The sequence below is a fragment of the Pantoea sp. GABEPS69 genome (genome assembly GCF_045780835.1).
Taxonomy (GTDB): domain Bacteria; phylum Pseudomonadota; class Gammaproteobacteria; order Enterobacterales; family Enterobacteriaceae; genus Pantoea; species Pantoea septica.
In genome coordinates this window covers 408341-420609 of sequence record NZ_CP118619.1, presented here as the reverse complement: position 1 = coordinate 420609, position 12269 = coordinate 408341, and the positions used below count along the sequence as shown (strand labels likewise).

The window sequence follows — 12269 nt, the reverse complement described above, 5'->3', positions numbered from 1 at the left end:
CTGCAATTCAATGGCGCATCATAGCCCGTTCACGATGGTGATCATCGCTTCTGCTACGTCGGCGCGTGCGGCGCGGGCGTGCTGATAGGCCTCGGAATGATAGCAGTCGAGCGCGCTCTGATAGTCGTCGAACTCGATTAACACATGCTTCTGAAATGCGGCGCCCTCCAGCGACGTCGCTTCGCCGCCGCGCGCGAGAAAACGTGCGTTGTAGGCCTGAAAGGCGGCGGGCGCCAGCGCCATATAGTGCTGATACTGCGTCGGGTCGTGAATGGTGACGTGCGCAATCCAGTATGCGGCCATGGTTTACTCCGGTTGAGAAAGGATCTGCTTCGCCAGGCTGGCGGCTTCGGTGAGATGTTCATAAACCGCCTGTTTCGCGCGCGGCGCATCGTTCTGCTCGATCGCCTGGCAGATGCGCGACATGCGTTCAAAGCCTGCTACCTCGCGCTCCGGCCAGGCAAGCGTCAGCGCGCGAAGGCGGCTGATGCGGCTATTCATACGCTGTACAATCTCCCAGGCGATGGTGTGATGCGCCACGCTGAACAGCGTTTCGTAAAACGCCTGCGACGCCTCGACGCGCTTGATATCGTCGTGCTCGCGCGACGCCTGCGCAATCTGCTGCAGCTGCTGGCGCAGCCGCGCCTTATCGGCCTCGTTAGCGCGCTGCGCGCAGTCATAGGCCGCTTCTTGCTCCAGCAGCAGGCGAATATTATAAATCTGCTCGGCGATCTCCCACGTCAGCAGGGCGACGATCGGCCCTTTTTTCGGCAGGATCTCGATTAGGCCTTCCGCCTCCAGATAGCGGATCACTTCACGTACCACGCTGCGGCTGACGCCGAGCTGCTCGGTAAGCTGACGCTCCACCAGCCGATCGCCCGCCTTGAAATAGCCGGCTATAATCGCCTGACGCACTTTCTTCAGCGCCAGTTCGCGCAGAGTCACCGGCGCGTTTTCAATTCTCAGAGAATGGTTTTCAACCATCAAATCCCTCTGTATTCAATTAGATAAATAAACCTGACGCGGGTCCGACTGCGCCGGAAGATAACTTACTATTAACACCGAACGATCGACGCGCGCAATGCCCTCGCTGCAACAGCGGATGCGCTTTCAGACGTTAAATTCGGCCCGCCTCACACTTTTGCATTCTGCTTAAAAATAGTGCATCGCGCCAGTTGGCGACGCGCAATGCCTTGATGTACGTGTCTTTTTCGCTTACGCATTTTAAATTTGCCAGCAACGAGCGGTTAAATAACGCGGCATTCCCCCTGTCTAAAATCCCTTTTCAAATCAGCTCACTAACATCAGCAAATCATCGTCAACAGCCATTAAAATGCCATATCGTATGATGGTATACCATATTTTGACATGGCAATTTCCCCAATGCTATACCACTCACGAAACATTCATTTAGCATTTTGATAACTTTCAGGAGAGGACTATGCATCCCGCCATTCGTAAAACGCTCGTGACCACCGAAACGCTGTACGTCGACGGCGGCAAGGCTGCCGCTAAACCGCTGGTGATGATCGCCGCCGCCGCCGTAGTGAAAAACCCCTGGGCCGATCAGGGCTACGTTGAGGATCTCGCGCCGCAGATCCGTGAGTTCGCGCCGGTGCTGGGCGAACTGCTTACCCGGCTGATCCTGAAAGAAGCGGGGAGCGGCGAAAACGTCGAAGCCTTTGGCAAAAGCGCCGTAGTCGGGCTCGATGGCGAACTGGAACACGCTTCCGCACTGATCCACACGCTGCACTTCGGCAACCACTACCGCAGCGCGGTACAGAGCAAAAGCTATCTGGCGTTTAACAACACGCGCGGTCCGGCCAACACGCCGGTGCTGATCCCGATGATGCATAAAAACGACGAAGGCAGCCGCGAACACTACCTGACCATGCAGTTTACTATCGGCGACGCGCCGCGCTACGACGAGATCGTCATCGCGCTGGGCGCGGCGATGGGCGGCCGTCCGCATCACCGTATCGGCAACCGTTACTCCGACCTGAAAGAGTTAGGCCATGATGCGAAAAACCCAGCGGCTCTCTAGCAGCCAGATGCGCGTCAGCTATCTCGAAGCCGGGCAAGGCGCGCCGCTGGTGCTGATCCACGGCGTCGGGATGAACGCCGAAGCCTGGTACCCGCAGATTGAGGCGCTGAGCGCGCGCTTCCACGTGATCGCGGTCGATATGCCGGGGCACGGCGAGAGCGACGCCTTTAGTCGGCCGGTCTCGCTGCCGGACTATGTCGCCTGGCTGGCAGAGTTTCTCGACCAGCGGTCGGAGTCACGCTTCGCCGTGGCAGGGCACTCGATGGGCGCGCTGATCGCCGCCGGGCTGGCGATCGACTACCCAGAACGCGTCAGCCACGCCATCGTGATGAGCGGCGTCTACCGCCGCAGCGACGCGGCGCGTCAGGCGGTACTGCGGCGCGCTCAGGAGCTGGCGGCCGGCAGCGCCGATCTCGATTCGCCGCTGGCGCGCTGGTTCGGCGACGACGAACACGAAACCGCGCTGCGCGATCGCGTCGGCGGCTGGCTGCAGCAGGTCAATCTTCAGGGTTACGCCGACGCCTACCAGGCGTTCGCCAGCGGCGACGAGGTCTACGCCGATCGCTGGGACGAAATGGCCTGTCCGGTGCTGGTGCTGACCGGCGAGCTGGACGCCAATTCGAATCCGCAGATGGCGCGCGCCATGGCCGCTGCGGCGCCGCATGGACAGGCGATCGTTATCGCCAACGCGCGGCATATGGTGAGCCTGACGGACGCCGAGCGCGTCAGTCAGGAGATGATGGACTTCTTAACCGCGCCCGTCGCGGCGGAAAAACAGATCAACGCACTGGCAGGAGTTTCTCATGCAGACAGATAAACGCAGACAGCTGCGCGACGCGTTCGGCGCTTTTATGACCGGCGTCACCGTGGTGACCAGCCGCGACAAAGCGGGCCAGCCGATAGGCTTTACCGCCAACTCTTTTACCTCGGTGTCGCTCGATCCGGCGCTGCTGCTGGTCAGCATCGACAAGCGTTCGGCCAACTTCGCCAACTTTACCGAGTGCGCGCACTTTGCGGTGAATATTCTGGCGGAGCAGCAGAAAGAGACGTCGAATATCTTCGCCTCGAAGGTAGAGGATCGCTTTGCGCTGGTGGAATGGCGCGCCAGCGACAACGGCACGCCGCTGCTGGAAGGCAGCTCCGCCTGGTTCGACTGTGCGCTGCATCAGGTGGTGGACGCGGGCGACCATGCGATCCTGATCGGCAGGGTCGACGAGTTCGACTCTCAGGCGACCGCCGGTCTGGGCTACTACCGCGGCGCCTATTTCACGCCGTACCAGAATGCGCAAACCCTGATCAATCGCCTGACCGTTGAAGTCAGCGCGCTGATCGAATGCAACGGCCACGCCATCATGGTGCAGAAAGAGGGCGCAGCCAGCCTGCCTTCGCGCCATGTCGCCGACGGCAGCGTCAGCGAGACCCTTACTGCGCTGATGGCCGATCTGGGCGTCAACGCCAGTCCCGGCTTCGTCTATTCGGTTTACGAAGATCGCCAGAGCAACAAGCAGCACATTGTCTTTCTCTGCGCGCTGCCGACCGACAGCACGCCTGGGGCGCTCAGCCAGGGCGAATGGCTCGATCTGGAAAAAATTTCTGCGCTTTCCATCAAAGATTCGGCGCTGAAATCGCTGATGAACCGCTTCGTCAGAGAGAATAGCGTCGGCAATTACAGCATCTATTACGGCGATGAAATCAACGGTTCAATAAAACAATTCGCCAGCTGAAACTCGTACCGGGGTACCCTATGAAACTGTCACTTTTTATCCATATGGAACGCATTTCGCCCGATGAGCCGCAGGACAAGCTCTACCAGGAAATGATGGCGCTGTGCGAGATGGCGGATCAGGCCAATATGCACGCCATCTGGACCGGTGAGCATCACGGCATGAACTTCACCATCGCGCCTAACCCGTTAATCAACCTGGCGGATCTGGCGAACCGTACCAAAAACGTGCGGCTCGGCACCGGCACGGTGATCGCGCCCTTCAACCATCCGCTGCGGCTGGCGGGCGAGGCGGCGATGACCGATATCATTACCGGCGGTCGCCTGGAGCTGGGCATCGCGCGCGGCGCGTACAGCTACGAATATGAACGTATGATGCCGGGCCTGACCGCCTGGGATGCCGGCCAGCGCATGCGCGAGCTGGTGCCGGCGGTGAAAAAACTGTGGGAAGGAGACTATGCCCACGACGGCGAGTTCTGGCAGTTTCCGCTCTCTACCTCGTCGCCGAAGCCGAAGCAGCAGCCACACCCGCCTGTCTGGATCGCCGCGCGCGATCCCAACAGCCACGAGTTCGCCGTGACTAACGGCTGCAACGTCCAGGTTACGCCGCTGCATCAGGGCGATGAAGAGATCGTACGTCTGGCGCAGTGCTTCCACGAAACGCGCCAGCGCCTCGCGCCGGAGAAGCCGCTGAAGATCATGCTGCTGCAGCATGGCTACGTGGCAGAGGACGAAGCGGACGCACAGCAGGCGGCGGAAGAGCTTAACCGCTTCTACAACTACTTCGGTGCCTGGTTCAAAAACGAACGTCCGGTCAGTCAGGGGCTGATCCAGCCGCTGAGCGATGCCGACATTGCCGCCAATACCTACTACTCCGCCGCCGCGATGCGCAAGAACCTGGCGATCGGCAGCGCCAACGAGGTGATCACGCGGCTTAAGCACTACGAAGCGCTGGGCTATGACGAATTTGCGCTCTGGATCGACAGCGGCATGACGTTCGAACGTAAAAAAGCGTCTCTGACCCGCTTTATCAACCAGGTGATGCCCGAATTTCACTAACAGGTGCCGAGATGGAATCGTTCAAACTCTTTATCAACGGCCAGTTTGAGTTGGGCGCCGCAACGTTCGACTCGCTGAATCCCGCCACCGGTCAGCCGTGGGCGACCATCGCCGAAGCGCGCGCGGAAGAGGTCAACCGCGCCGTCGCGGCGGCGCATCAGGCCTTTAACGCGCCGGCATGGCGCGACCTGACCGCTACGATGCGCGGCAAGCTGCTGATGCGGCTGGCGGATTTGGTCGAACAGAACGCTGATGAGCTGGCGCGGCTGGAAACGCTCGACACCGGCAAAATCATCCGCGAAACCCGCGCGCAGATCGCCTATGTCGCGGACTACTACCGTTACTACGCCGGACTGGCCGATAAGATGGAAGGGCGCGTGCTCAGCATCGATAAGGCCGACACCGAAACCTGGACGCGGCGCGAGCCGGTAGGCGTCGTGGCGGCGATCGTTCCCTGGAACAGCCAGCTTTTTCTCTCCGCGGTGAAGATCGGCCCGGCGCTGGCGGCAGGCTGTACGCTGGTGGTGAAGGCGGCCGAAAGCGCGCCGACGCCGCTGCTCGCCTTCGCTCGCCTGATTGCCGAGGCGGGTTTCCCGGCGGGCGTCTGCAACGTTATTACCGGCTTCGGCGAGAGCTGCGGCACGGTGTTGACCACTCATCCCGACGTGGCGCATATCGCCTTCACCGGCGGTCCGGAGACTGCGCGCCACATCGTGCGCAACAGCGCGGAGAACCTCAGCAAAACCACGCTGGAGCTGGGCGGCAAGTCGCCGTTTATCGTTTTTGACGACGCCGACCTGGAGAGCGCGGCCAATGCGCAGGTGGCGGCGATCTTTGCCGCGTCGGGCCAGAGCTGCGTCGCTGGTTCGCGCCTGCTGGTGGCGGAAAGCATCAAAGACCGTTTTCTGGCGACGCTGGTGGCGCGCGTCGAGCGCATCGTAATCGGCGCGCCGCAGGAGATGGCGACGCAGTTCGGCCCTCTCTGCACGCAACAGCAGAAAACCCGCATTCAGTCGCTGGTCACCCGCTCGCTGGAGCAGGGGGCGAGACTGCTGACCGGCCACTACGTTATCGACCGGCCCGGCTTCTACTATCCGCCGACCATTCTCGACTGCTCTGCCGCGCCGCGGGCCGAAACCGTGGTGAACGAACTGTTCGGTCCGGTGCTATCGGTGGTGAGCTTTCGCGACGAAGCGGAGGCCATTCGCCTCGCCAACGATACCGCCTATGGGCTGGCCGCGGGCGTCTTTACGCAGAACCTGGCGCGCGCCCATCGCGTGACGAAGGCGCTGCGCAGCGGCGTGGTCTGGATCAATACCTACCGCATGGTGTCGCCGCTGGCGCCGTTTGGCGGCTACGGTCTGTCGGGCCACGGCCGCGAAGGCGGCATGGAGGCGGCGCTGGAGTTCACCACCACCAAAACGGTGTGGCTGCGCACCAGCGATGAGCCCATCGGCGATCCCTTTATCATGCGTTAATTGCGTTTCCACACCAGGAAAAAACCTCACGGACGAGGTTACCCGCAGGCGCGCGCCGCACGGATACCGGCGTCGCGTCTGACGTAAAGGATGAATCCAGAAGCCCGATTGTTGTCGGGGCCACGACGGCCTCCGGCCAGGCTTTGCCGCAGTTCAGCTAAACAACCCTACACATCACAAAATAAAAATCCCCAGTGCGGAGGATAAAAATGTCTCAAAACAACGTGATAGAAAATAAATCGGTAGACTACGTGCCGGAAAACGAGCGGCACGGTCAGGCGCGCAGCCTGTTCACTCTGTGGTTCTGCACCAATATCGCGCCGCTGGCGGTGGTGACCGGCGCCATCTCGACCCAGACTTACCATCTCAATATTCTCTCGGCGATCTCGGCGATTATCGCTGGTCATTTGTTTGGCGGGCTGTTTCTGGCGCTGACCTCGGCGCAGGGGCCGCGCGTCGGCATTCCGCAAATGGTGCAGAGCCGCGCGCAGTTTGGCCGCTACGGATCGCTGCTGGTGATCTGCTTTACCACGGCGATCTACCTCGGCTTTTTTATCTCCAACGTGACGCTCTCCGGCAAGGTGATCAATAACGTGATCCCGGCGCTGCCGGTCCACAGTGCCACTATCCTCGGCGCGGTCGCGGCAACGCTGATCGGTATCGTCGGCTATCGCTTTATCCACCATATCAACAAGGTCGGCGCCTGGGTCATGGGCATTGCGCTGGTGGTGGGGTTGATCGTGATGCTCGACCGTCCGCTACCGGTGGATTTCTGGCAGCGCGGCAGCTTCAGCCTCAACGGCTGGTTCGCCACGTTCTGCATCTGCGCGGTGTGGCAGATTAGCTTCTCACCCTATACCTCTGACTATTCCCGCTATCTGCCCGCCAATATCGGGGTGTTCAAACCCTTTATCTGCACCTGGCTCGGCGCCTGCTGCGGCACAATTCTGGCATTTTTGTTCGGCGTGGTGGCGGTGAATTTAGTCGGCGGCGAAGGGGATGCGATGGCGGCTGTGCGGCAGGCGACCGGCTGGCTCGGGCCGATCCTGATGGTGCTGTTCCTGCTGAATATCATCTGCCATAACTCAATGAATCTTTATGGTTCGGTGCTTTCGCTGATTACCGCCTTGCAGACCTTCCGCCCGGCCTGGCTGCCGGCGGCGCGCGTGCGCGTGGTATTTTCAGCGGTGGTGCTGGTGGGCGGCGTGCTGGTGTCGCTGGCGGCATCGGCCAACTTTGTCTCCTTCTTCCTGAATCTGATTTGGGCGCTGATTGGGGTACTGATCCCCTGGAGCGTGATCAACCTGCTCGACTTTTATGTGGTGAAGCAACAGCGCTATGACATCCCTTCGATTTTCCGCGCCGACGGGGGGCGCTACGGGCTGGTGAACGCCAACGCGCTGCTGATCTATTTCGGCGGCGTGGTGGTGCAGATTCCGTTCGTTGAGAACGCTTTCTTTACCGGACCCTACGCGCATCTGATCCCTGGCGCCGATATCTCCTGGGTGATCAGCCTGGTGGTGACCAGCGCCGCCTATCTGCTGTTCCATAAAAAAGGCGCGTCGCTGACGGCGCCCCAGCAGCAGCGCGCGCAATAGGTAAAGCAACGCCGGAGGCGATCCCGCTTGCTGACGGCAAATGCGTGAGCTAGATCTTAAACCCTGTGTTTTATTCAGGACAGGGAGAAATTTTATGCTCAAAGCACCGTTAGCGTTACTGATGATGGCGGTTTCCGCAGCGGCTGCGGAACCGCCGACGCCGCACGTGCGGCCGCTGCAGGTGGGCAATCTCACTATTCAGCAGGGCAAACCGGCCATTATCGTCTCGACCACAGGCGACGATGCGGAGAGCGCGCTGAAGCTGGCGCGCCAGGCCGCGCAAACGCCGCAGGTGCAGATGGCCGAACTTCGCGTCGATAAGCTCGATTTCGCCACTAACGTTGACAAAGTCGCGCAGCTCGGGCGAGAGATGCGCCGCGAACTACAGGGCAAACCGCTGCTGCTGACGCTGCGCACTAAAAACGAAGGCGGCAGCCTGTCGCCGGACGACGCCAGCTATATCGCCCTTTATCAGCAGTGGATCGAGGCAGGCTTCGCCGATCTTATCGATATCGAGATGCGCATCGGCGCGCCGGCGGTGGATCGGCTGGTGACGCAGGCGCACCGCCGTCACGTCGCGGTTATCCTCTCTTATCACGACTTCCAGGCGACGCCGGATAACGCTGACATGCTGCAGCGGTTGGCGTGGCAGGAGGCGCACGGCGCGGACATTCTGAAGATAGCGGTGATGCCGAAAACGCCGCACGACGTCAGCCGCCTGAGCGACGTGACCTGGCAGATGCGCCAGCGCAGCGACAGGCCGCTGCTGACCATGGCGATGGGCGGCCTGGGCGCGGTGACGCGCATGTCGGGTGAGATTTTCGGCAGCAATCTGACTTTCGGCACCCTGGACGAAGCGTCCGCGCCGGGTCAGCTTGAGGTGCAGGCGCTGGATCGGGCGATGAGCACGCTGCATAAGGCGAATGCGTCATCATTTTAAATTGCGATTCAGTAAAGACTAACGATTGTAGCGTGCCGTTATAGCCCTGACAAAGCGCTTGAAGTATCCCCAAGTTGGGGGTAATTTACTCTCAGGTTCGGGACAGGGAATATCATGGACGCTACTTTCATCGAGCTTGCCAGCTTTCAAAGATATCGGGCTGAGTACCTTACTGACGATCAGTTTCGGCAGTTTCAGAACATGTTACTGATGAATCCTGAAAAGGGCGATCTTATTCCTGATACAGGAGGCTTACGTAAGGTTCGCTTCAAGGACGAACGCAGAAACAAGGGAACGCGAGGCGGTATCAGGGTTATCTATTACTGGTCGCTCGGACATCGCCAGTTCATCCTGTTTACGCTCTATGACAAAGACCAAAATGACGATTTGTCCAGACAACAGTGCGATGCGCTTGCTGAGGCGCTTAACGTAATTAAGAAAGGGTTGAGAAATGGCTGAACGCGATATCTTTAGTGAACTGATGGCAGGTATGCAGGAGCTAAAAGATCATCAGGAAGGCAAAATAACGCTTAAATCCTATAAAGTTGAAAAACGCGCGCCTGCCACGATTGCACCTGAAGAGTTACGTCGCGTGCGTGAAAATCTTAATCTCTCTCAGGCTGTTTTCGCTCATTATCTTCACACAGGTGAGACCACCTATCAGAACTGGGAGCAGGGGCGCGCAAAGCCTAATGCTCAGGCTGTGTTGCTGATCCGTATGGTTCAGCAAAATCCCGACACGCTTAACGTACTCGCGCATCTCTGAACAGGGCGCCAGCCTGATTACCTGCCGAAGAAACACCAATAACGTCGAGCACCGCTCAAGCAACGGCGGTGCGCGATCTTCCTCTCTTTTTTCCAATACCCGTCAGCGCTGATAAAAGCGGTCGCAAAATCTCTTGCTGGCGCCCAGCCGCGTCGACAGGCGATAAGCGCTATCCTGCATTGCGCGGGCAACGTCGCGGTCGGTGCGTTCCGGCGTCAGACGTGATGAGGGGCCGGTAATAGCCAGCGCGGCGGCCAGCGTATCGCCCTCGCCGAATACCGGCAGCGAAAACGCGGCGATATGCGGATCGCGAATGCCGGACGTATAGAGCGGCAGCGCAGGCGGCTGGGCAAACAGCGGCTCGTGCAGACCCCAGTGGCGCAGCACCTGGCCGATAGCGGAGTTATCCAGCGGCAGCGAGCTGCCCGCCAGCCGCGTTTCGCGCAGCCCTTCCGACGACTCGGCGCGGAACAGGCAGAGCCGTTGCCCCTCCTCGATAACGTACCAGGAGGCGCTTTCGCCGGTGGCGGCCGCCAGCGCGTGCAGCTCCGGCTGGACAATGTTCGCCAGATGAAAAGATTGTTCATAGAGCTTGCCGAGATAGAGCAGACGCGGCCCAAGCGAGTAGCTGCCGTTCTCACGGCGGATGACATAATGCATTCGCTCCAGCGAATTCATCAGGCGATAGACCGTGGTTTTATGCTGACCCGAGGCCTGCGCCAGCGCGGTCAGCGTCAAGGACTCCTCGCCCGGTTTAAAGCAGTCGAGCAGCGCCAGCGCTTTCTCTACGGCAACTACGCCTTCATTTCCCATCCTGTTCCTCCTGATTTTGGCGCTACGGATTGTAACCTGCAATTTGTGATTTACATCGTGTTTACATCACAAATGAATCGTTAACAGTGGCTTTGCCAGAGGCTGGCTGGCTATAGTTGTTGTATATAGTAAAACATAGTTTTACAGAGTAAAACAACAGGAGCGACAGCCATGACCGATCATCCATCATCTCTATTAAAACGCGCTATTGCGCGCGTCGAGTCCGACCTCGTCAAACGCGCCGCAGAATTTCAGGCGGCGATACTCGCGGATGTGGCAGGACGACGCGGCACGCTGCACGGGCGAATTAAACCGCTAAACCCAGCCATGAAAGTCGCCGGGTCTGCGGTAACCGTGGAAGTGCGCCCCGGCGATAACCTGGCCATTCATGCGGCGCTGGCGATTGCCCAGCCGGGCGACGTTATCGTCGTCGACGGGAAAGGGGATCTTAGCTGCGCCCTGATCGGGGAGATCATGTCTGCCCAGGCGCACGCCGCCGGTATCGCCGGGATAATTATCGATGGCGCAGTGCGCGACAGCGATGCGCTGGCACAGGGCGCTTTTCCGGTTTTCTCCGCCGGGCTTAATCCCTGCGGTCCGACTAAATCCATTGCCGGGCGCGTTAATCAACCGGTATCGGTGGCGGGCGCGGCAATCCAGCCAGGGGATCTGATTATCGGCGACGCGGACGGCGTGGTAGTGCTGCCGCGGGAAGAGGTCGCAGCGCTGCTGGAGCTGGCGCAGAAAAAGCTGGATAGCGAAAATCGCCGGCTTCAGGCCATTCGTCAGGGCGATATTCGCGCGCCCTGGCTGGAAGAGGCGCTGCGCGCGGCGGGCATGCTGAACGACGGGGAGATGCTGTGATGAGCCATAAGCCGACCATTATCATTACCGGCAGCGATCTGGCGCAGGAGGCGGTCGATCTGCTGCACGCTTATCAGTTGGTCTATGCCGGCCGTCAGCCAGGCGAGGCGGATCTGATCGCCCTGTGCCAGCAGCATAATCCGCTCGCCATCATTGTGCGCTACGGCAAGATTAACGAGCGCGTGATGGCGGCCGCCCCGGCGTTGCGGGTGATTGCCAAACATGGCAGCGGAATCGACGTGATTGACCAGGCTGCGGCGGCGCAGCGCGGTATTCGCGTGCTGGCCGCGGTGGGCGCCAACGCCGCCGCCGTCGCGGAGCACACCTGGGCGCTGATCCTCGCCTGCGCCAAATCGGTAATTACGCTGGACAGGCGCATGCGCGAAGGGCACTGGGATAAAGCGCGGCATAAATCGCTGGAGCTGGAGGGACGCACGCTGGGGCTGATCGGACTGGGCGCGATCGGCGGCCGCGTGGCGAAAGCGGGCGCGGCCTTCGGCATGCAGGTCATCGCCTGTGATCCCTGGGCGAAACAGCTGCCTGACGGATGCGAATCGGTCGAGCTGGCGACGCTGCTGCGTCGGGCCGACGTAGTGTCGCTTCACTGTCCGCTGACCACCCAAAACCAGGGCATGATCGATCGCGCGGCGCTGGCGCAGTTCAAACCAGGCGCCATGCTGATCAACACCGCCCGCGGCGGTCTCATTGATGAAGAGGCGTTAGCGGAAGCGCTGCAGGACGGCACGCTGCGCTGCGCCGCGCTGGACAGTTTTGCGCAGGAGCCGCTGACCGCGCCGCACCGCTGGCAGCATCTGGACAACCTGATCCTCTCTCCCCATATCGGCGGCGTAAGCGATACCTCATACGTAAAAATGGGCTGCGCGGCGGCGCGCAATGTGCTGAGCGTGCTGCAGGAAGACGCCGCCGAGGCGCCTTCGCCGGTATAAATAGCAGGCAACAAAAAAGGCGCTTATCGCGCCTTTT

General features: G+C 60.3%; 14 protein-coding genes. 11 read left to right on the top strand and 3 right to left on the bottom strand.

Translation table 11 applies throughout. The features are described from left to right. Positions 1-18: 18 nt before the first annotated feature. Both PVE98_RS21795 and PVE98_RS21790 read right to left on the bottom strand, forming a co-directional pair. A complete protein-coding gene (locus tag PVE98_RS21795) occupies positions 19-303 on the bottom strand; it encodes a DUF1330 domain-containing protein (RefSeq protein WP_096074237.1) in 285 nt (94 codons plus the stop codon). Positions 304-306: 3 nt separating this feature from the next. Continuing rightward, positions 307-984, bottom strand: coding sequence for a GntR family transcriptional regulator (locus tag PVE98_RS21790; protein WP_033748940.1), 678 nt, complete (start codon positions 982-984; stop codon positions 307-309). Positions 985-1441: 457 nt separating this feature from the next. Between PVE98_RS21790 and PVE98_RS21785 the strand changes: the two genes are divergently transcribed. The 9 genes from PVE98_RS21785 (at position 1442) to PVE98_RS21745 (ending at position 9608) form a co-directional block, all read left to right on the top strand. Next, positions 1442-2044 carry an amino acid synthesis family protein gene (locus tag PVE98_RS21785; protein ID WP_096074238.1) on the top strand — a complete coding sequence of 201 codons (603 nt, stop codon included), beginning with the start codon at positions 1442-1444 and terminating at the stop codon, positions 2042-2044. Beyond that, entirely contained in the window at positions 2016-2861 is an 846-nt protein-coding gene (locus PVE98_RS21780) for an alpha/beta fold hydrolase (RefSeq protein WP_096074239.1), read from the top strand. Before PVE98_RS21785 ends, PVE98_RS21780 begins: the two co-directional genes overlap by 29 nt. After that, complete coding sequence (locus tag PVE98_RS21775) at positions 2848-3768, top strand: flavin reductase family protein (RefSeq protein ID WP_033748931.1); 921 nt, start codon at positions 2848-2850, stop codon at positions 3766-3768. The genes PVE98_RS21780 and PVE98_RS21775 overlap by 14 nt, the downstream gene beginning before the upstream one ends. Before the next feature lie 20 nt (positions 3769-3788). Further along, entirely contained in the window at positions 3789-4826 is a 1038-nt protein-coding gene (locus PVE98_RS21770; protein ID WP_313591048.1) for an LLM class flavin-dependent oxidoreductase, read from the top strand. An 11-nt stretch (positions 4827-4837) separates the two neighbouring features. After that, positions 4838-6304: an aldehyde dehydrogenase gene (locus tag PVE98_RS21765; protein WP_096074242.1), complete on the top strand. Its 1467-nt coding sequence runs from the start codon at positions 4838-4840 to the stop codon at positions 6302-6304. A gap of 209 nt (positions 6305-6513) precedes the next feature. Further along, positions 6514-7902 carry a cytosine permease gene (locus tag PVE98_RS21760; protein WP_096074243.1) on the top strand — a complete coding sequence of 463 codons (1389 nt, stop codon included), beginning with the start codon at positions 6514-6516 and terminating at the stop codon, positions 7900-7902. A 94-nt stretch (positions 7903-7996) separates the two neighbouring features. After that, complete coding sequence (gene aroD / locus PVE98_RS21755; protein WP_096074244.1) at positions 7997-8842, top strand: type I 3-dehydroquinate dehydratase; 846 nt, start codon at positions 7997-7999, stop codon at positions 8840-8842. A 114-nt stretch (positions 8843-8956) separates the two neighbouring features. Further along, the gene (locus tag PVE98_RS21750) at positions 8957-9301 is read left to right on the top strand and encodes a toxin (RefSeq protein WP_096074245.1); all 345 of its coding nucleotides are present in this window, start codon (positions 8957-8959) and stop codon (positions 9299-9301) included. Then, entirely contained in the window at positions 9294-9608 is a 315-nt protein-coding gene (locus tag PVE98_RS21745) for a DNA-binding transcriptional regulator (RefSeq protein WP_033748913.1), read from the top strand. The genes PVE98_RS21750 and PVE98_RS21745 overlap by 8 nt, the downstream gene beginning before the upstream one ends. Before the next feature lie 102 nt (positions 9609-9710). On the opposite strand, the gene PVE98_RS21740 is transcribed toward PVE98_RS21745, so the two are convergent. Next, positions 9711-10421 (bottom strand): IclR family transcriptional regulator, encoded by a 711-nt coding sequence (locus PVE98_RS21740; protein WP_096074246.1) that lies wholly within the window; start codon positions 10419-10421, stop codon positions 9711-9713. A gap of 171 nt (positions 10422-10592) precedes the next feature. On the opposite strand from PVE98_RS21740, the gene PVE98_RS21735 reads away from it, so the two are divergent. Both PVE98_RS21735 and PVE98_RS21730 read left to right on the top strand, forming a co-directional pair. After that, on the top strand, positions 10593-11285 hold the full coding sequence (locus PVE98_RS21735; protein WP_313618861.1) for an RraA family protein: 693 nt from the start codon (positions 10593-10595) through the stop codon (positions 11283-11285). Beyond that, a complete protein-coding gene (locus tag PVE98_RS21730) occupies positions 11285-12232 on the top strand; it encodes an NAD(P)-dependent oxidoreductase (protein ID WP_096074248.1) in 948 nt (315 codons plus the stop codon). Before PVE98_RS21735 ends, PVE98_RS21730 begins: the two co-directional genes overlap by 1 nt. Positions 12233-12269 lie beyond the last annotated feature (37 nt).

Bases quoted from the DNA above. Each gene is read 5' to 3' on its own strand.
- PVE98_RS21795 (WP_096074237.1), bottom strand. From the start codon at position 303: ATGGCCGCATACTGGATTGCGCACGTCACCATTCACGACCCGACGCAG.
- PVE98_RS21790 (WP_033748940.1), bottom strand. From the start codon at position 984: ATGGTTGAAAACCATTCTCTGAGAATTGAAAACGCGCCGGTGACTCTG.
- PVE98_RS21785 (WP_096074238.1), top strand. From the start codon at position 1,442: ATGCATCCCGCCATTCGTAAAACGCTCGTGACCACCGAAACGCTGTAC.
- PVE98_RS21780 (WP_096074239.1), top strand. From the start codon at position 2,016: ATGATGCGAAAAACCCAGCGGCTCTCTAGCAGCCAGATGCGCGTCAGC.
- PVE98_RS21775 (WP_033748931.1), top strand. From the start codon at position 2,848: ATGCAGACAGATAAACGCAGACAGCTGCGCGACGCGTTCGGCGCTTTT.
- PVE98_RS21770 (WP_313591048.1), top strand. From the start codon at position 3,789: ATGAAACTGTCACTTTTTATCCATATGGAACGCATTTCGCCCGATGAG.
- PVE98_RS21765 (WP_096074242.1), top strand. From the start codon at position 4,838: ATGGAATCGTTCAAACTCTTTATCAACGGCCAGTTTGAGTTGGGCGCC.
- PVE98_RS21760 (WP_096074243.1), top strand. From the start codon at position 6,514: ATGTCTCAAAACAACGTGATAGAAAATAAATCGGTAGACTACGTGCCG.
- aroD (WP_096074244.1), top strand. From the start codon at position 7,997: ATGCTCAAAGCACCGTTAGCGTTACTGATGATGGCGGTTTCCGCAGCG.
- PVE98_RS21750 (WP_096074245.1), top strand. From the start codon at position 8,957: ATGGACGCTACTTTCATCGAGCTTGCCAGCTTTCAAAGATATCGGGCT.
- PVE98_RS21745 (WP_033748913.1), top strand. From the start codon at position 9,294: ATGGCTGAACGCGATATCTTTAGTGAACTGATGGCAGGTATGCAGGAG.
- PVE98_RS21740 (WP_096074246.1), bottom strand. From the start codon at position 10,421: ATGGGAAATGAAGGCGTAGTTGCCGTAGAGAAAGCGCTGGCGCTGCTC.
- PVE98_RS21735 (WP_313618861.1), top strand. From the start codon at position 10,593: ATGACCGATCATCCATCATCTCTATTAAAACGCGCTATTGCGCGCGTC.
- PVE98_RS21730 (WP_096074248.1), top strand. From the start codon at position 11,285: ATGAGCCATAAGCCGACCATTATCATTACCGGCAGCGATCTGGCGCAG.